Annotated in this window: 17 protein-coding genes and 3 pseudogenes; 15 read left to right on the plus strand and 5 right to left on the minus strand. The window is 61.3% G+C overall.

What is annotated here, in order from left to right:
- Window positions 1-66: 66 nt before the first annotated feature.
- The 7 genes and pseudogenes from bioB (at window position 67) to NKH80_RS27180 (ending at window position 5,698) form a co-directional block, all read left to right on the plus strand.
- Window positions 67-1,065 carry a biotin synthase BioB gene (gene bioB / locus NKH80_RS27150; RefSeq protein ID WP_352972412.1) on the plus strand — a complete coding sequence of 333 codons (999 nt, stop codon included), beginning with the start codon at window positions 67-69 and terminating at the stop codon, window positions 1,063-1,065.
- Complete coding sequence (locus tag NKH80_RS27155; protein ID WP_352503071.1) at window positions 1,062-2,201, plus strand: 8-amino-7-oxononanoate synthase; 1,140 nt, start codon at window positions 1,062-1,064, stop codon at window positions 2,199-2,201. Before bioB ends, NKH80_RS27155 begins: the two co-directional genes overlap by 4 nt.
- 11 nt (window positions 2,202-2,212) lie before the next feature.
- Window positions 2,213-2,848, plus strand: a complete 636-nt coding sequence (gene bioD, locus NKH80_RS27160) for a dethiobiotin synthase (protein WP_352972410.1) — start codon at window positions 2,213-2,215, stop codon at window positions 2,846-2,848.
- On the plus strand, window positions 2,848-4,113 hold the full coding sequence (locus NKH80_RS27165) for an adenosylmethionine--8-amino-7-oxononanoate transaminase (protein ID WP_352994755.1): 1,266 nt from the start codon (window positions 2,848-2,850) through the stop codon (window positions 4,111-4,113). The genes bioD and NKH80_RS27165 overlap by 1 nt, the downstream gene beginning before the upstream one ends.
- Window positions 4,110-5,093: a 3-oxopimeloyl-[acyl-carrier-protein] synthase BioZ gene (gene bioZ / locus NKH80_RS27170; RefSeq protein ID WP_352885142.1), complete on the plus strand. Its 984-nt coding sequence runs from the start codon at window positions 4,110-4,112 to the stop codon at window positions 5,091-5,093. Before NKH80_RS27165 ends, bioZ begins: the two co-directional genes overlap by 4 nt.
- A gap of 60 nt (window positions 5,094-5,153) precedes the next feature.
- A pseudogene (locus NKH80_RS27175) lies at window positions 5,154-5,461 on the plus strand (aspartate 1-decarboxylase); the annotation flags it as partial.
- 45 nt (window positions 5,462-5,506) lie between these two features.
- Window positions 5,507-5,698: an NrtR DNA-binding winged helix domain-containing protein gene (locus NKH80_RS27180; RefSeq protein ID WP_352750776.1), complete on the plus strand. Its 192-nt coding sequence runs from the start codon at window positions 5,507-5,509 to the stop codon at window positions 5,696-5,698.
- A 796-nt stretch (window positions 5,699-6,494) separates the two neighbouring features.
- Here the strand turns inward: NKH80_RS27180 and NKH80_RS27185 are convergent.
- Both NKH80_RS27185 and NKH80_RS27190 read right to left on the minus strand, forming a co-directional pair.
- On the minus strand, window positions 6,495-7,067 hold the full coding sequence (locus NKH80_RS27185) for a S46 family peptidase (RefSeq protein WP_352503074.1): 573 nt from the start codon (window positions 7,065-7,067) through the stop codon (window positions 6,495-6,497).
- A gap of 34 nt (window positions 7,068-7,101) precedes the next feature.
- Window positions 7,102-7,464 carry a S46 family peptidase gene (locus NKH80_RS27190; protein ID WP_352707389.1) on the minus strand — a complete coding sequence of 121 codons (363 nt, stop codon included), beginning with the start codon at window positions 7,462-7,464 and terminating at the stop codon, window positions 7,102-7,104.
- 426 nt (window positions 7,465-7,890) lie between these two features.
- On the opposite strand from NKH80_RS27190, the gene groES reads away from it, so the two are divergent.
- The 5 genes from groES (at window position 7,891) to NKH80_RS27215 (ending at window position 10,621) form a co-directional block, all read left to right on the plus strand.
- Window positions 7,891-8,187, plus strand: a complete 297-nt coding sequence (groES, locus tag NKH80_RS27195) for a co-chaperone GroES (RefSeq protein ID WP_352458515.1) — start codon at window positions 7,891-7,893, stop codon at window positions 8,185-8,187.
- A 65-nt stretch (window positions 8,188-8,252) separates the two neighbouring features.
- Window positions 8,253-9,908, plus strand: coding sequence for a chaperonin GroEL (gene groL, locus NKH80_RS27200; protein WP_352994758.1), 1,656 nt, complete (start codon window positions 8,253-8,255; stop codon window positions 9,906-9,908).
- 185 nt (window positions 9,909-10,093) lie between these two features.
- Window positions 10,094-10,249: a hypothetical protein gene (locus NKH80_RS27205; RefSeq protein WP_352994761.1), complete on the plus strand. Its 156-nt coding sequence runs from the start codon at window positions 10,094-10,096 to the stop codon at window positions 10,247-10,249.
- Window positions 10,200-10,367, plus strand: coding sequence for a hypothetical protein (locus NKH80_RS27210; protein ID WP_352452641.1), 168 nt, complete (start codon window positions 10,200-10,202; stop codon window positions 10,365-10,367). The genes NKH80_RS27205 and NKH80_RS27210 overlap by 50 nt, the downstream gene beginning before the upstream one ends.
- A 98-nt stretch (window positions 10,368-10,465) precedes the next feature.
- Complete coding sequence (locus tag NKH80_RS27215) at window positions 10,466-10,621, plus strand: hypothetical protein (RefSeq protein ID WP_352452640.1); 156 nt, start codon at window positions 10,466-10,468, stop codon at window positions 10,619-10,621.
- A gap of 61 nt (window positions 10,622-10,682) precedes the next feature.
- On the opposite strand, the gene NKH80_RS27220 is transcribed toward NKH80_RS27215, so the two are convergent.
- The gene (locus NKH80_RS27220) at window positions 10,683-11,084 is read right to left on the minus strand and encodes a hypothetical protein (RefSeq protein ID WP_352994764.1); all 402 of its coding nucleotides are present in this window, start codon (window positions 11,082-11,084) and stop codon (window positions 10,683-10,685) included.
- 258 nt (window positions 11,085-11,342) lie between these two features.
- Here NKH80_RS27220 and NKH80_RS27225 point away from each other — a divergent pair, with 258 nt between their 5' ends.
- The 3 genes and pseudogenes from NKH80_RS27225 to NKH80_RS27235 all read left to right on the plus strand — a co-directional run.
- Entirely contained in the window at window positions 11,343-12,425 is a 1,083-nt protein-coding gene (locus NKH80_RS27225; RefSeq protein WP_352994767.1) for an HPP family protein, read from the plus strand.
- 1,579 nt (window positions 12,426-14,004) lie between these two features.
- Entirely contained in the window at window positions 14,005-15,660 is a 1,656-nt protein-coding gene (locus tag NKH80_RS27230; protein WP_352917155.1) for an MFS transporter, read from the plus strand.
- Between the two features lie 32 nt (window positions 15,661-15,692).
- A pseudogene (locus NKH80_RS27235) lies at window positions 15,693-16,242 on the plus strand (ABC transporter transmembrane domain-containing protein); the annotation flags it as partial.
- Here NKH80_RS27235 and NKH80_RS27240 read toward each other — a convergent pair.
- Window positions 16,217-16,834, minus strand: coding sequence for a cold-shock protein (locus NKH80_RS27240; protein WP_352917154.1), 618 nt, complete (start codon window positions 16,832-16,834; stop codon window positions 16,217-16,219). The pseudogene NKH80_RS27235 and the gene NKH80_RS27240 overlap by 26 nt on opposite strands.
- Before the next feature lie 261 nt (window positions 16,835-17,095).
- Window positions 17,096-17,312, minus strand: a pseudogene (locus NKH80_RS27245) (3-methyl-2-oxobutanoate hydroxymethyltransferase); the annotation flags it as partial.
- Between the last annotated feature and the right edge of the window lie 139 nt (window positions 17,313-17,451).

The raw sequence follows: 17,451 nt of genomic DNA on the forward strand, positions 1-17,451 counted from the left end.
ACTGTCCTTTCCGATCGTCATCAATCAGACAGCAAAGCAAGGCAGAACCGGAGGAACAGCATGGACATGCAAACAGCCAGTCCAACGCAGACATCGCCACAGGCTCAATCCCCTGACTCTGGAGCGTGGACCCTGGAGAAGGCTCGGGCACTTCACGATGCCCCCTTCAACAATCTCCTCTTCCTCGCGCAAACCGTGCACCGCCAGAATTTCGATCCCAACAAGGTCCAGCTCAGCCGGCTTCTCAGCATCAAGACAGGCGGATGTCCGGAGGATTGTGGCTATTGCAGCCAGTCGGCGCAGCACGAAACCGGTCTGAAGGCGTCGAAGCTGATGGAGGTCCGGCGCGTCATCGCCGAGGCGAAGAAAGCGCGTGACGCCGGCGCCACCCGCTATTGCATGGGTGCGGCCTGGCGAAACCCCAAGGCGCGCGACATGGATGCGGTAGTGGCCATGGTCGAAGGCGTCAAGGCGCTCGGTATGGAGACCTGCATGACGCTCGGCATGCTCGATCTTGCGCAAGCCTCTCGTCTGAAACAGGCGGGCCTCGACTACTACAACCACAACATCGATACGTCGGAACGCTACTATAGCGAGATCATCAGCACGCGCAGCTTTGCCGACCGGCTCGAGACGCTCGAGCACGTTCGCCAATCCGGCATCAAGGTCTGCTGCGGCGGCATTGTCGGCATGGGCGAGGAGCCGGTGGACCGGATCGGCATGCTCGTGACGCTGGCCAACCTGCCGGAACATCCGCAAAGCGTTCCGATCAACATGCTGATCCCGATCGCCGGCACCCCGCTTGCCGACGCCAAGCCCATCGAGCCGATCGAATTCGTGCGCGTGATCGCGCTGGCGCGCATCATGATGCCGAAATCGCATATCCGTCTTTCCGCCGGCCGCACCGCCATGACCGACGAGATGCAGGCGCTGTGCTTTTTTGCCGGCGCCAACTCGATCTTCGTCGGCGACACGCTGCTGACGGCGGACAATCCCGGTGAGGACAAGGATACCCTGCTGTTCCGGCGCCTTGGCATCGAGCCGATGGAACTCGAGGCGCAATGAACGGGGCACCGCTTGCCCGCTATGAGGCGACCTTGCAGGGACTGGCGCGCAAGGACCGGCTGCGGACGCTGAAGCCGCGCGCCGGGCGCGACTTCTCGTCGAACGACTATCTCGGGCTTGCCGCCTCCAAAAGACTTGGCGAAGCGGTTGCGGCGGCGATTGCGCGTGGCACGCCGGTTGGCGCCACCGGGTCGCGGCTGTTGCGCGGCAATGCGCCGGAACACGAGCAGCTCGAGGCAGACGCGGCGGCATTCTTTGGAGCCGACCGCGCGCTGTTCTTCGGCAGCGGCTACATCGCCAACTTCGCTCTGCTGACGGCGCTGCCGCAGAAGGGCGACCTTTTGATCCTCGATGAGCTCGCCCATGCCAGCATGCATGAGGGTGCGCAGGCCGGGCGCGCACAGTTGGTGCTGGCCGCGCACCACGACGTCGATGCTGTCGAGGATGCGATCACACGTTGGCGCGCCGAAGGCGGCATGGGATGCGTCTGGATCGCGGTGGAAAGCCTTTACAGCATGGATGGCGATTGCGCGCCTTTGGAGAGCCTGGTCGCGCTTGCCGATCGGCACGACGCATTCATCGTCATTGACGAGGCGCATGCCACCGGCGTCTGGGGACCGGACGGCCGGGGGCTGGCCGCCGCTTTCGAGGGCCGCGACAACATCGTCGCGCTCCACACCTGCGGCAAGGCGCTCGGCGCATCTGGTGGGCTCGTGACCGGGCCGAGGACACTGTGCCAGTATCTGATCAACCGTTGCCGGCCATTCATCTACGCCACAGCGCCATCGCCGCTGATGGCGGTCGCGGCGCGCGAAGCGCTCGCAATGCTCGCCGACGAGCCTATGCGGCGTGTTCAGCTACATGAACGCGTTGCCCTCGCAGGCCGCCAATTGGTCGATCGCTGCGGCGTCACGCCCAGCGGCTCGCAAATCCAGCCATTTGTCATCGGCGATGTCAGGCGCACCATGGCAGTGTCGGCGCGCCTGCAGGCCCGCGGCTTCGACATACGCGGCATTCGTCCGCCGACCGTGCCCGAGGGCACGTCACGGCTGCGCATCTCACTGACGCTCAATATCGGCGAAGCCGACATTTCCGCCATGGTCGAGGCGCTCGTCGAGGTGTTGGCCCAGACATGACCGGAGGCGACATGACCAAGCGCATCGTCATCACCGGAACAGACACCGGAATTGGCAAGACGGTGTTTTCGGCCGGGCTTGCCGGCCTGCTTGACGGTTTCTACTGGAAGCCGGTGCAATCGGGCCTCGACGGCGAGACCGACAGCGAGGCGGTTGCGCGACTTGCCGGGCTGCCGTCGGGGCGCGTGCTGCCGGAAGCCTACCGCTTGAAGAGCCCGCTTTCGCCGCATCGTTCGGCCGAAATCGACGACGTTTCGATCGAGGCTGCCGATCTTTCGTTTCCGGTCCTGCCGACACCGCTCGTCATCGAAGGCGCCGGCGGGCTGATGGTGCCGCTGAACCGCCGGACAAGGTTCATCGACATATTCGAGCAATGGCAGTTGCCGGTCATTCTGTGCGCCCGCACCGCGCTCGGAACAATCAATCACACCCTGCTGTCGATCGAGGCCCTGCGGGCGCGCGCTATCCCGCTGGCTGGCATCGCCTTCATCGGCGATGAGATCACCGATACGCAACGGACGATCGTGGAATTCGGCGACGTGCCGCAACTCGGCAGGCTGCCGCACCTCGATCCGCTGACGGACAAAACGCTGAGACAAGCGATGATTGCCGGCTTCGACCTCGCTTTGATTGCCGGAGGCGAGTGATGTCGCATTCCCGTGTGTGGCATCCCTTCACCCAGCACGCGCTCGAGCCTTCGACCCCTGAAATCCTGCTGACTGAAGGGGCCTATCTCCACAAGGCCGACGGAGCGCGCATTCTGGACGCCATTTCCTCCTGGTGGGTCGTCACCCATGGCCACCGCCATCCCCGCATCATGAAGGCCATCGAGACGACCGCGTCGAGCCTCGATCAGATCATCTTTGCGGGCTTCACCCACGAGCCGGCCGAACGGCTGGCCAGGGCGCTTGTCGACCTCGCACCCGCCGGCCTCGACCGGGTGTTCTATTCCGACAGCGGCTCGACCGCCGTCGAAGTCGCGCTGAAGATGGCGCTCGGCTATTTCCGCAACATCGGCGCGCCGCGCTCGCGCATCGTCGTCATGGAGCACAGCTATCATGGCGACACGATCGGCACGATGAGCGTCGGTGCCCGCGGTGTGTTCAACGCCGCCTACGAACCCTTGCTGTTCGAGGTCGACACCATTCCCTTCCCTGCCGCCGGGCGCGAACAGGAAACGCTGGATAGATTCGAGGCCCTCAGCCGCGACCAGCGCGCCGCTGCGCTGATCGTCGAGCCGCTGGTGCTTGGCGCCGGCGGCATGCTGATGTATCCGGCATCGGTTCTGTCCGAATTGAAGAGGATCACTGAGGCCTCGGGCACGCTGCTGATCGCCGACGAGGTGATGACCGGGTGGGGGCGTACCGGAACCATGTTCGCCTGCGAGCAGGCGAACATCTCTCCGGACATGCTGTGCACCTCGAAGGGCCTGACCGGTGGCGCAATCCCGCTGGCCGCCACACTCGCCACCGATGCCATCTTCCAGGCTCACTATTCCGAGGACCGGAAGAAGACGTTTTTCCACTCGAGTTCCTACACGGCCAATCCGATTGCCTGCGCGGCAGCACTCGCCAATGTCGAGATCTGGCGTGACGAGCCGGTGGCCGAGCGGATCGCCACCCTGAGCGCGAGGCAGGCCGCCGGGTTTCGACGCTTTCGCGACAATGCCAACTTCACCGACAGCCGCGCGATCGGCACGATCCTGGCTCTCGACCTGCGCGCCGGCTCTGCCGGCTATCTGGCCGAGATCGGACCTAAGCTGCGGGCCTTTTTCCTCGAGCTCGGCCTGCTTGTGCGCCCGCTCGGCAATGTCCTTTATCTCATGCCTCCCTATTGCGTCACCGGCGACGAGCTCGATCGGCTCCATGACGCGATCGAGGAGGCCGGCGAACGCTTCGGTTCGAGCCCATGAGCAGGTTGTCGCGCCTTCTCGGGTTTGGCCATCATGCGCCTGGCCGAAAGGTGACGAATGCCGAAATCGAGAACAATCTCGGCCTCGAACCGGGCTGGATCGAGCGGCGTACTGGAATCCGATCGCGCTTCTGGGCAACGGACGAAGACACGCTGTCTGGTCTTGCTGCCCAGGCCGGCGCCATGGCGCTGGCCAGCGCCGGCATTGCGCGCCATGACATCGGTCTGCTGCTGCTTGCCACCTCGACGCCCGATCACCTCCTGCCGCCCAGCGCGCCGCTGGTCGCACATCGGCTGGGGCTCGGCCGCGCCGGCGCTGTCGATCTGACCGGCGCCTGCGCCGGCTTCATCTATGCGCTGATGTTTGCGGACGGATTTACCCGCCTGCACGGCAAAGCGAGCCTTGTTATCGCCGCCAATATCCTCAGCCGCCGCATCAATCCCTCTGAGCGCGCCAGCGCCGTGCTGTTTGCCGATGCCGCCGGCGCCGTCGTGATCGGTCCGTGCGAGGATACTGATCGGGGGATTCTCGGTGCCTCCGTGGATTCGGACGGCTCGCGATACGGCCTGATCCAGATTCCCGCAGGAGGAAGCAACATCCCGTTCCACGGTGACCTCGACCTCGCGCAAACCCGAATGACGATGACCGACGGCCGCGAAGTGTTCGCAAAGGCCGTCGAGATGATGACCGATTGCTCGATAAGCGCGCTAGCCGCTGCCGGAGTGCGACCACAGGATGTCGACCGGTTCGTGCCGCATCAGGCCAATGCTCGCATTTTCGATGCGGTCGGGCGAAACCTCGGCGTTGCCGATCACCTGATCGTCAAGACGATCGCCGACTATGGCAACTCTTCCGCCGCGACGATCCCGCTCTCACTGTCGCTCGCCAATCAAGCGGAGCCGTTTCGGCCGGGCAAGAAAATACTCCTGGCGGCGGCAGGTGCGGGACTCAGCGGCGGGGCGCTCGTCGTCGGGATTTAGCCCAGCGAAGCTGCTCAACATCAGGACTGACGTTGTGAGATGAATAGGACAACGGGACCAATGCGAAAAATAGTCGCCGGCAATCTGCACGGCATGCACGTCACCGAAGCAAACCTCAACTACCACGGTTCGATAACGCTCGACCCTGACCACTGCGAAGAAGCCGGGATCCTGCCAATGGATTCGTGGGAGACATGGAGCAAGACTTCCGGCGCGAATCTCGACCTATGTCATCCTCGGCGAGCGCGGCTCTCGATGCTGCATCCTCAACGGCGCGGCCGCCCGGACCTGCCAGCCCACTCCATCCATCTGGACGAAGCGCGCATTCCTCTCTGAAGCCGCGGATCGTTACATTCGTCATCAACAATGTCGTCGGCTTTCTGACCGATGGCAATGCGCTGACGCGGACAGCGTTGACGATTAGATCGGCAGGGGCGCTTCAGCAGAACTTTCGCCGGTTGATGGAGCAGCAGGAACTGGTGGCGGAGACCGGCGAAAGTGCATTTGATACCGGCGGTCGGCCGGCGAAGCTTTATCGCTTCCGCCACCATGTCCTCGACGAAACGGAGGTCGCCCGGACAAAATTGCCGCTGGCGCGGGCTTGACATCCTTTATACTCAACGTAGAAATATCCCTTATAATCAATTCGATTATAACGAGAAATTCATTCGCACCGTCCGAACCCACGGTCTCGCTCGGGAAGCCCGTATGAGTGGATCGAAGTGATCTTGGAAATGAAACGCCCGAGGACGGGCTTTCAACCTTTGTCGTGAAGGAGGTGCCGCGCGCCTGGGCCAATGCCTTGCGGCAACGGTGAAGGATGTATACCGCCAGTAAACGCGTGCGTCAAAGTCGCTATCGAATGTACAGTTCGTCTAAATGTGCGATACGTTCAGATTTGTGCAAGTACTTGGAAAAGTGTTGCATAAAAGAAGCCGTCTAATTACATAAATCAGGCAAGCTAAACTTTAAACGCACAAATGAGCGTGGGGCGCCCTGTTCCATGGCGCCTTTTTTAAGGATTATCCTTAGACTCTCTCCCGGGGGAACTGTGGGTGAAGAAACAACGCATCGTCCTGCTGGCAGCTGTTTTGGCGTCTGCCTTTGGCTTTTTTTTGCTGATCCTGATCCTGCAGATGGTCAGTTTTTTGGTTGACTAGGCACGCGCAAGCGGGATGGATCGCGCAGAGACACGCGGAAGTTTTTTTCGCCAGCGAAACCCCGACGACCTGATGGGGAGTCGCGCCAGCAGGGTGGGAGCCACGTCCAGTGCCACCATGCGAGATGCCGATTGTTGGCGCGTCTGTCAGTTCGCGCGGCCATATTCATTCTGGTGCCGATCTGTTGCCTTTTCTGCTTTTCCCATGCGTTTTAGGCCGAGCCAATTTGTGAAGCGGGCGGTCAATGGATCTGCGCCTCGCGATTGCCTGCCGTTGCCTGATTGATCTGGGCGGGATAATCCGAGAGCGAACGCTGCAACCGCGGTTCGAATTGCGCGAAGTTGAACCGGACTTCATCCGCGGTCAGGAACTGGTGGGTTGCGCCGGGAAAGCCGGCGACCATCACAAGGTCGCCTTCCTTGACGCCTTCACAGGCTATGGGTAGCCAACTCTCCGGCCGGTAAGGCACATTGTCGCGCGCATATGGCCGGGAGGAACCATCAGGAGCGACATAGGCGCGATAAAAGCCGAAGTGGCCCGTGTGGCGCAGCCACATCCAGTTGTCCGTTTGGCCGCCGAAGTTGCCGATGCCGAGCGCGGGCGCATAGACGAGGCGCACGTCCTCAATTTCGAGCTTCTGGAGGAGATAGTAGGAGACGCCGCCATACGTCGCAACGGCGATGGGCTGTCCTTCACATGCGGCGATCAGGGCCTTTTTGTTCGTGGCGAGCCGCTCATAGCGGGCAAACCCGTTCAGCTTGTCCGAGACGCTCTTGAGCATTTCGGCGGTCACATCCCGCATGTCCTCGATCACATAGCTGCGGCTGCCTGGCGCCGCGGGCAATTCTTCACCCAGGGCTCTTCGCCAGAAAGCCGTCTGTGAGATAGTCCTGGCCCTCCTTGCTGTGGTATTGGATGGATTCTAACACGCAATGATGATTGGTTGCGACCAGCCCTTGTGGACTGACGAACGAGGCGGAGCATCCGCCCAGTGATACGATCGCGTTGAGCGGGTCAGCGTCTAGACGGCCCAGCTGGGCGGGATCGATCTGGAGCCCATCCGCGCGCATGGCCGCGCACACTTCCGCAGTCTGGCCCGGCATCCACATACCTTCGTCCGCCGATGTAGCCGTAACCGTCCAGAGCAAGGCGATGGCAGTTGCTTTGGCCAAACATTTCAAATTCGAGTTCGTGCTGACTGTCGCTCTCATCTTGCCTCCTGTTCTCCGCAGATTGGATTGGTGACTATCGGGATGGCCGGAGTCCTGGCGCCCGCGCGGCGGCCACACCGTAAAGACCGAGTGGACGGTTAACGCAGGAATCCTGATGGCGCTCACCTCTCATTATATCGGTCGCGCGCAACGTTTGCGGATCATTCGCTGCACCAATCGTGCCAAATGAATAAAGCCTTCAGTTGCAAATGGTGAGCCGCCCCATCCATGTCCGATCTCCGACGTCGTTCACGTAAAACGCTCGGTGCTTCCACGCTCGTTTGCTCTTCGCCCGTCCCTCTTCCGTCTTGACTAGCAGGAGCCTACGGCCTATCTCACTGCCGCGTTAGCACTCGCTTCTGGTGAGTGCTAAACACGCTCCGGCAACGGAGAACCGTTCAACATCCGCACCAGGGAAATCCAAAAATGGCAAAGTCGAATTTCCGGCCGCTGCATGACCGCGTGGTCGTTCGCCGCGTCGAGTCCGAAGCGAAGACCGCCGGCGGGATCATCATCCCCGACACGGCGAAGGAAAAGCCGCAGGAAGGCGAGATCATCGCCGTCGGTTCCGGCGCCCGTGACGAGGTCGGCAAGCTCGTCCCGCTGGACGTCAAGGCCGGCGACCGCATCCTGTTCGGCAAGTGGTCGGGCACCGAAGTCAAGCTCAACGGCGAAGACCTTCTGATCATGAAGGAAGCGGACATCATGGGCGTCATCGGCTGACACGCCGCCGCCTTTCATCCGCACCATCCAATCTGAATTTCGGGCGAAATGCCCAGGAGTAACAAATGGCTGCCAAAGACGTAAAATTCTCCCGTGACGCTCGTGAGCGCATGCTGCGCGGCGTCAACATCCTCGCCGACGCGGTGAAGGTCACGCTCGGCCCCAAGGGCCGCAACGTCGTCATCGACAAGTCGTTCGGCGCACCGCGCATCACCAAGGACGGCGTCACCGTCGCCAAGGAAATCGAGCTTGAGGACAAGTTCGAAAACATGGGCGCGCAGATGGTCCGCGAAGTTGCTTCGAAGACCAATGACATCGCCGGCGACGGCACTACGACCGCGACCGTTCTGGCACAGTCGATCGTCCAGGAAGGCCACAAGTCGGTTGCCGCCGGCATGAACCCGATGGACCTCAAGCGCGGCATCGACCTCGCCGTCGCCGACGTCGTCGCGACGCTGATCAAGAATGCCAAGAAGATCAAGACCTCGGAAGAGGTTGCCCAGGTCGGCACCATCGCCGGCAATGGCGACGTTTCGGTCGGCTCGATGATCGCGGAAGCGATGCAGAAGGTCGGCAATGAGGGCGTCATCACGGTCGAGGAAGCCAAGACCGCCGAGACCGAGCTCGAAGTCGTTGAAGGCATGCAGTTCGACCGCGGCTATCTCTCGCCCTACTTCGTCACCAACGCCGAAAAGATGGTTGCGGATCTGGAAGACGCCTACATCCTGCTCCACGAGAAGAAGCTCTCCAACCTGCAGGCCATGCTGCCGATCCTCGAGGCTGTCGTGCAGACCTCGAAGCCGCTGGTCATCATCTCGGAAGACGTCGAAGGCGAGGCCCTGGCCACGCTGGTCGTCAACAAGCTGCGTGGCGGCCTGAAGATCGCTGCCGTCAAGGCGCCGGGCTTCGGTGATCGCCGCAAGGCCATGCTGGAAGACATCGCCATCCTCACCGGTGGCCAGGTCATTTCCGAAGACCTCGGCATCAAGCTCGAGAATGTCGGCCTCAACATGCTCGGCCGCGCCAAGAAGGTGTCGATCTCCAAGGAGAACACCACCATCGTCGACGGCGCCGGCAAGAAGGAAGAAATCCAGGGCCGCGTCGCCCAGATCAAGCAGCAGATCGAGGAGACCACCTCGGACTACGACAAGGAGAAGCTGCAGGAACGTCTCGCCAAGCTGGCGGGCGGCGTTGCCGTCATCCGCGTCGGCGGTGCGACCGAAGTGGAAGTCAAGGAAAAGAAGGACCGCGTCGATGACGCCCTCAACGCGACCCGTGCCGCCGTCGAAGAAGGCATCGTTCCCGGCGGCGGCGTCGCCCTGCTGCGCGCTTCGCTGGCCATCACCGTCACCGGCGCTAACTCCGACCAGACCGCCGGCATCAGCATCGTGCGTCGCGCGCTGCAGGCTCCGGCCCGCCAGATCGCGGCCAACGCCGGTGCGGAAGCATCGATCGTTGCCGGCAAGATCCTTGAGAACAAGGGCGCGACCTTCGGCTTCAACGCCCAGACCGGCGAATATGGCGACATGATCGCCATGGGTATCGTCGATCCGGTCAAGGTTGTGCGCACGGCTCTGCAGGACGCGGCCTCGGTCGCCGGCCTGCTGGTCACCACCGAAGCTATGATCGCCGAGGCTCCGAAGAAGGAGTCGGCTGGCGGCGGCATGCCGGCTGGTATGCCCGGCGGTGGCATGGGCGGCATGGGCGGTATGGATTTCTAATCCAGCCCCCTATCAACCTACAGCGGAAAGGGCGGCAGCAATGCCGCCCTTTTTTGTGTGCCGAGCATGATCGACAGCTTGGAGGTGCAAGTCCTCTACCCAGCTGATGGCGGCGAAGCGCAACGGCGTCGTCGTAAGACGGGTCTGGCCGTGTCCTTTCGTTCAGCCGCTGGTCGAAACTCACGATGATCGTGCTGCCTTCCGCCGTGCCGTGGATCTTTACAGGGCTGCGAGAAGGCCTTGCCCACGGCTGGCAGACCCTGGTTGCGGTAGAACTCATCGCATCGTTCGATGGGCTCCGATTACCTGATGGCCTATGGTCGTCAGCTCTTTCAATTTGAACTCGTTCTTTCGGCCATGATCGTGGTCGGCCTGACCGAATTGGTGATCCACGGCCTGCTCACGATTGCCGAAAACTATCTGCAACGCTGGCGTCCGGAGACCCCACGATCAGCCTGATCACGATTGCAGGTCGGGATAGGCTGTCGCACGGCGCTTCCATCGCACCGCCGGCCTTCCGCTTCATCGGCCGACATATGCGGCCGCTTGCGGTGTCGATGGCGCTGCTCGCGATTTGGGAGTTGCTCGCCCATGCCGGCGCTGCTGACCCACGTTTTCTACCGCGGCTGGAAGAGGTGGCCGCCGCGGCATGGCAGAGTTCAGCCGAGGTGGCCTTGGCTCCAATCTTCTGGCGAGCCTGGAACGTGACCTGATCGGTTTCGTGTGTGGCAGTGTGGCGGAAACGCGTTTGGTCTGGTGATCGGATTTCCCGCCTCATCGAACGCCTGAGAGGCTCGTGGTCGCGGTTGTATTACCGCTATTACGTGACCTGATCACGTTGACGATGCCAGCACCTTCATAGGCCACTTTCTGGACCATGTACGTCACATCAGGCTCCCCCGCCCGATCGACACGAGCCGGCTCTGTAACCAAGCCGCCGTCATATAGCGGTTCCACGACGGCACTGGCGGCAGTCGTCTTCTCAGCGGCTACAGGTGGACGTTTCAGCATGACGCCAACGAATCCGATGGTGGCAAGGACAGGCAGACCAAGCACCGCTAGAAGCTGTACTCCGCTGGAGTTCGCCTCGGAAGTGGAGCGACAAGGGCCTGATTTGTCTTGCCATGCCACATTGTCAGCACGCTTTTCGAAGCCTCTGAATTCCTTAGTGTCCATCCCAGCTCGACCTCCGACCATCCCCATTTCCGGCTGCCCGCGGCACGGCAGCCCTTGGCCTCTAGCTGCGCTCGAGCGGATCAGCGTGCCGTCTGCCTTCTCTAGCCGATCAAAATGTCTGCACCCATTTGGCAATGGCCGTTTCGCGCAAAAGTATTCCCCCGTGAGCCGACTTTCCGAATTGGCTTAACTTCCAAATCTGTGGCTTTGCCTGCATTGCGGAGCGCGGAGTTCCGACCACTCGCCCAAGGGTATGCCATGGCGTTTCGTCTCTTTGTTCCCATCCTTGCCGGTGCAACGCTGCGCGAGCGGCTGCTCGCCTGCATCGGGGCCATGATCGGCATCGCATTGACTGGCGTGATCAGTGCGCTGGCGAACGGGTCTGGCCCACATGTCGCACTGCTGGTTGCTCCAATGGGAGCATCGGCCGTGCTGCTCTTTGCCGTGCCTTCAAGCCCGCTGGCGCAACCTTGGTCGATTATCGGTGGCAATACGATTTCGGCGCTGGTCGGGGTGATCGTGGCGCATTTCGTGCATGAACCCGTCCTTGCTACCGGCATTGCGGTGGCGCTGGCCATCGCCGCCATGTCGTTCACGCGCTGCCTGCATCCGCCGGGTGGCGCCGCCGCCTTAACTGCGGTGTTCGGCGGACCGGCCGTCTTCAGCTCGGGCTTGCTGTTTCCCTTCGTTCCGGTAGCGCTGAACTCGATCGTGTTGGTCGCACTCGGCTACGGCATCCATAAACTGTCGCGGCGCAACTATCCGCATTTGGCGGCCCCCGCCCTTAAAAGCGCGCATGGAACCATCGATCAGCCGGCGCGGGAGCGGGTCGGCTTCCAGCCCGAGGATGTCGATGCCGCGCTCGGCGCGCTGGAGGAAACCTTCGATATCGACCGCAACGATCTTGAGCGGCTGCTACGGCAGGTCGAGTTGCAGGCGATGGTGCGCTCCCACCGGACCCTGCTGTGCGAGGACATCATGTCGCGCGATGTGATTTCGGTCGATGAACATGCGCCTGCCGACCAGGCGCGTCATTTGCTGCTCGATCACAACATCCGGACGCTGCCGGTGACCGACGCCGACGGCGGGCTGGTCGGTGTAGTTGGCCTGCGCGAGCTGACGAAGGCGACCGACGCGGTGAGGGCTGTGATGTCGAACGCTGGCACCGCCTCTCCCGATACGCCGGCGATGAGCCTGCTGCCGGTGCTCACCGACGGCCGCAGCCATGCCGTGGTCATCGTCGATGCCGAGCGACGCATTATTGGGCTGATCACCCAGACCGACCTGCTGGCAGCGGCAGCGCGCGTGCACATGGCGGACACAACGCTGGCAGCGGCATAAAATAGTGATCCGGACTTGCTCAATCCGGGAACCCGATGGGGCGCCAATAGGATAGTGGTATTAAGTGCGGCCTTCCGCCTAAGACAATTCCTTTTTACGAGTAGATCAACCCTGAAACGCGACCGCGTGCTCAGGCATCTGGTTCACGTAGGCCAAGTACGACTGCAACAACGGAACACTCTTCAACCTTGCCGGTGGCCAGAGCCAGTCCGCTATGTCGACCAAAGGCGCGGACTACAAGTGGAACCATCTGGTGGACGGCTCCTCTGCAACGATGGTAGCGCGGTTCGCATGTCCAAGGCTGGGTTGAAGCTCTACGTCGCGGGTTGAGTGATCGTTGGCAAGGGTTGCGGCTCAGACGTCGAGGACGCGGTTCGCAATTCCATGCAGGTGGTCCTTTCCTTTGGTTCCTGCATTTCGCCTCTGGTGAGGCGCGGCCGACTCCCGTCATGCATCACGCCGACGACCGCCGCTTCCTCGCCGCGCCAAGGGTTTGACTAGGGCCAACGATAGACCCTGAGATAAGCAATTCCGAAACGATGTGGCTTCCTTGCGCGAAGTCGGCTCTGTCGAACAGCGATGTCAACATGATCCTGAGTTCCGAGGGTTCGCCGCGCATCCTATAACCTTGATGACGTTCCTGACTAGGAGGATGAGGCTGCTCCAACACGTCCACGGTGTTAGGAATTGCCATTGCACGAGTTGATCTCGGACTTCTTCGTCGCGCGTCGCCAATTTCCAGCCCAATACCGCGCCTACGCTTGGTACCCGAACCACGCGGCCTATCGCCCTCATGCCCACTTCGAGGACCCTCCAGGATCGGGCCTGTTCGGATAGGTGTGGGAGGCCGAAGCATCAGAGGGAACGGCCAGACGCTACCATGCGGATGCGCCATCTGCCGAAGAGCCGTACCGTTACCTTCGTCACTGTGCGGAACGCGGGGCGACCGTCGCGTCAGCCATCCGGCTTTGGGTGTCATTTCTCCCCTGGCGGAGTCCACCGCCCCCGACAAAAGCCTGACCTTTGCCAGTCTTCTACGGGCAAGCGTTCGCGCCAAAAGTTCAAAGCCGCGTCCATAACATTCAACAATGAAAGCCAGCCTCATCAGATCGAGCAGAAAGTCGTCGATGGCATGTGTGAGCGCGTCAGACTTTTGTTCAAGCTGAAGCAGCAAGGCGCGCGCCTCTTCGATCGCGGCCCGGCAACCGTCTGCGTATATCAGCAATCAATCCTGTCTAAGATCTGCAAGCCCTCACCTCGCCCCAAGCCAGACTCAGCGCATCGAACGCCGTTGGAGAGAGTTTCCGACGAAAGAACATCGTCGCGTTTCGCGAAAAGGCATCGCTCGGCAAAGTGCCGGTTGATGAAGCATGCTGCGTCAAACGACAAGCAAGAATCCGGGCTCCACCCCGTGATGTCTTCGAAGGCGGGGTGAGCCGGCTCGGGCATGCGTCTCGGCCGCAACCCTTAATCACGAGGGCCTGTGCCGCAAGGCAAACAGTTCTCTATTCTTCTAGCCGCCACGGTTCAGCCTAGATTACATGGGAAACGGCAATAACGCAAAGCAAAGGTTGGCAAAATGAGTAGGGTGGCTGGATCAAATGATGATTTGGCTGTACCAACGACCTTTGCGCCACTTTTGCAGCCCACCTTTCGTTCGATCTGGCTCGCCACGCAAGTCTCGAGCCTCGGCTGGTTAATGCAGACTGTTGCCATCAGTTGGCTGATGGCTACCATCTCGACTTCCGATCTGATGGTTGCGCTGGTGCAGGCTTCATCGAACCTGCCCGCTTTCATTTTGTCCGTGTTCGCCGGGGTTCTCGCTGACAATTTCAGCCGTCGCAGGGTTATGTTCGCGGGCCGCTGCCTTATGGTGATAGCATCTGCGATGCTGACCGCTGTTGTAGCGCTAGGCTTTCTCGACCCATGGATGATTCTCGGCTTCAGCTTTTTAATCGCATGCGGCGGCGCTCTCAACGATCCCGCCTGGCAGGCGTCGGTTGGCGATATGGTGGACCGGCGCGATGTTCCCGCTGCCGTTACCCTGCTTTCCGTTGGCTTCAACACCGTACGGACCGTGGGCCCGGCGCTCGGCGGCATCGTGGTTGCCTCCTTCGGGCTTTTGGCCGCTCTTACCGTGACCACCCTCACCTATTTGGTACCCTTGGCCACCATATGGCGCTGCAAGTGGAAGGTCCGCTCGTCGCCTCTTCCGCGCGAGTCGATGAGGAGGGCCATCTATGACGGGCTGCGCTTCACGGCGATGTCATCGGAAATCAAAGCGGCGATCGCACGCGGAACCCTCTTTGGCCTGGCGAGCATCGCCATACTCGCGCTGCTGCCGCTGATTGTCCGCGACCAGTTGGGAGGAGGCCCGCTCGCCTATGGCACGCTCATGGCAGGTTTCGGAACAGGCGCGGTCTTCGCCGGCCTCTCCAACAGCCTGTTCAGACGGAGCTTGTCGCAAGAAAAGCTGATGAGGCTCTCCTGCGTCGCCTGCGCGGCGTGCTCCCTCTCCCTAGCGCTTACCTCTTCGATCGGCGTGGCGGCAATTGCACTTGCTTTGGGCGGCGCAGGCTGGGTCACTGCCTGGTCCGGGGTTGGCGTGAGCGTGCAGCTGGCAAGCCCGCGCTGGGTCGTGGGGCGCACGATCTCCATCTACTATGCATTGATAGACGGCGGCATAGCGGCCGGCAGCTGGGTGTGGGGCACCGTTTCCCAGAACCATTCGCTGACCTGGGCGCTAGAGGGTTCCGCTGCGGCCCTGCTGCTCGTTGCTGCAGCCGGCGTTCTGTTTCCTCTTCGCGAGCGCCGCGAGTCCGAGCCCGATCCTTTGGAGGAATTCGACGCCCCAGCTGTCGCTCTCAGTTTGAAGCCGAGAAGCGGCCCGATCGTGGTCAAGATCGAATATCTGATAGCCGAGAGAAATGTCGAGGCCTTCCTCGACCTCATGCGGCAGCGGCGTCATGTACACAGCCGCGTCGGTGCTCGGAACTGGACGCTCCAGCGCAACCTTCAGAAGCCTATGCAGTGGACAGAAACGTTCCGAACGCCGACCTGGACCGACTACCTTCGCCTCAATCATCGTCTCACGGAAGTAGACAAGGAACTGGACGAGCGTGTCTTCCAGTTACACGCGGGAGAGAAAGCGCCTCAAATGACGCTTTCGATTGAGCGGCCGACAAGCTCGGCCCGGAAACCCGACCAGTCAATCCTTCACCTTCCCCGTCATTGAAGCCTGACCTTCCCATATCTGGGCATCAGCGATCGTTAAAGATCCGGGTGATGGATGAGAATCTCGGCGGCATCCGTGTCGTGCGTGCCTTCGCCGCTCAGCCGCACGAGCTGGAAAAGTTCGACCGCGCCAAGCAGGACGCGCCTTGATCTCGCCAATGAGCGCGTTGACATCCGTGTCGGCAACACCAGCGCCATGAATTTCTCGTTCCTGACCGCCATGGGCCTGGTGCTCTGGTTCGGTGGCCAGAAAGTGATCGCAGGTCAAATCAGCGTCGGCACGCTGGCCCTGTTGCTCACCTTCATGACCATTCTACAGATGCCGGTGCGCTAGCTCGGATTAATGGTCAACTCGTTCGCGCGCGCCTCGACCTGCGGCACGCGGCTGTTCGAGCTGCTCGACGCCGAACTTGACATCGAGGACGCGGCGGGCGCCAGGGATCTCGTCGTCACCGACGGCGTGCTGCGCTTCGACAATGTCGGTTTCTGCTACGCGGGCTCGGGCGGCCGCCCGACGCTCTCCGGCATCTCCTTCGAGGCGAGCAATGCATCGCCGTCTAGGCAAGGCGAATGCTCCGGACTTCCCAGCCTTTCTTGCCTTGCCCGCATTCGACAAACACCTTCTGTCCCGCCACCAGCACGCTGAGCCCTGAGCGCGTCAGGGCGCTGGCATGAACGAAGACGTCCTTCTCACCGTTGTCAGGAGCAATGAAGCCGAAGCCCTTTTCGGGTTTGTACCACTTGACCGTGCCCCCGCTCTCCAGCTGCGCACCGGTTTCAACGAAGGTCCCTCCAGCGACGCGCGTATGTGACGGAGTTTTCGCGCGCTGATCGCCGATCTCCAGCACCTGCGCGACTTGATGACCTTTTGGACTTTTTTCGACCGTGATCTTGAGAGGCGTTCCCGCGGCAACATCCCGGCTTCCGGCCGCCTCTAACACTCGCACGTGCAGATAGGCCTCCGTGCCGTCCGACAGTTTGACGAAGCCAAAACCCTTGCTGACTGTGAACCACAATACCTCCGCATCGACAGGATCTGCCGTCACGGTCGGCGGGCGCTGAAAATAGCTTGGCTCGGAAGTCCGTTCCGAAAAGGAAACGGGGTCATCGTCATAGCGATGCCGGCGTGGCTCGCGATGGTCTCGATATTTGCCCATGATCATCTCGACTGGCATGGATGGCGCACTGCGGTACCGTCAAGATAATCTCAATCGGGCGACGCGTTTATGTCAAAAAGGCCGTGAAGACCGCAGCTGTGCCCGGCCTATCGGCCGAACCCTTTGAGACTAGATTCATTTCCACTGAAACAATAGTGCCGGCGAGTCGATTTACTGACTCGCATAGGTTGTGTTGGAGCGAGAGTGCGATGATGCTGGCGCGGGCGCACTGGAAGGGCTTTATCAGGCATTCCGGAAAGCCTGCTCCGGGTTTCTTCAAAAGGAACCGAATGGCGGGTCGACGACCATTTGCGCCGGCTCCAGGCTACGGCGCAGGTCTGACCGTGCATGATCATCATCTCCAGCGTCACGCCCAGCGTCGACGCCAAGCCGTGGAGAACTATGCCGCGCTGTCGCCGACGAGAACAACGTCGCAATGTCGATCGACGAGCTTTGAATCGGCGCACTCAATGGGCCTCCTTCCCCAAGCACGGATGTCGCGTTGGCACTTTTTATGCAGCTGCGAAGAGCTAAAATCGCCACGACGGGTGGTGTTGACGCGCCGACAATTATCAGACAAAAACGGAATTCAATCGGTTCAGCGGCCTACGCGGCAGGGCTCTGCTCAACAACCT

Source organism: Mesorhizobium sp. M0904 (assembly GCF_040319475.1).
In the GTDB taxonomy this organism is placed as follows: Bacteria; Pseudomonadota; Alphaproteobacteria; order Rhizobiales; family Rhizobiaceae; genus Mesorhizobium.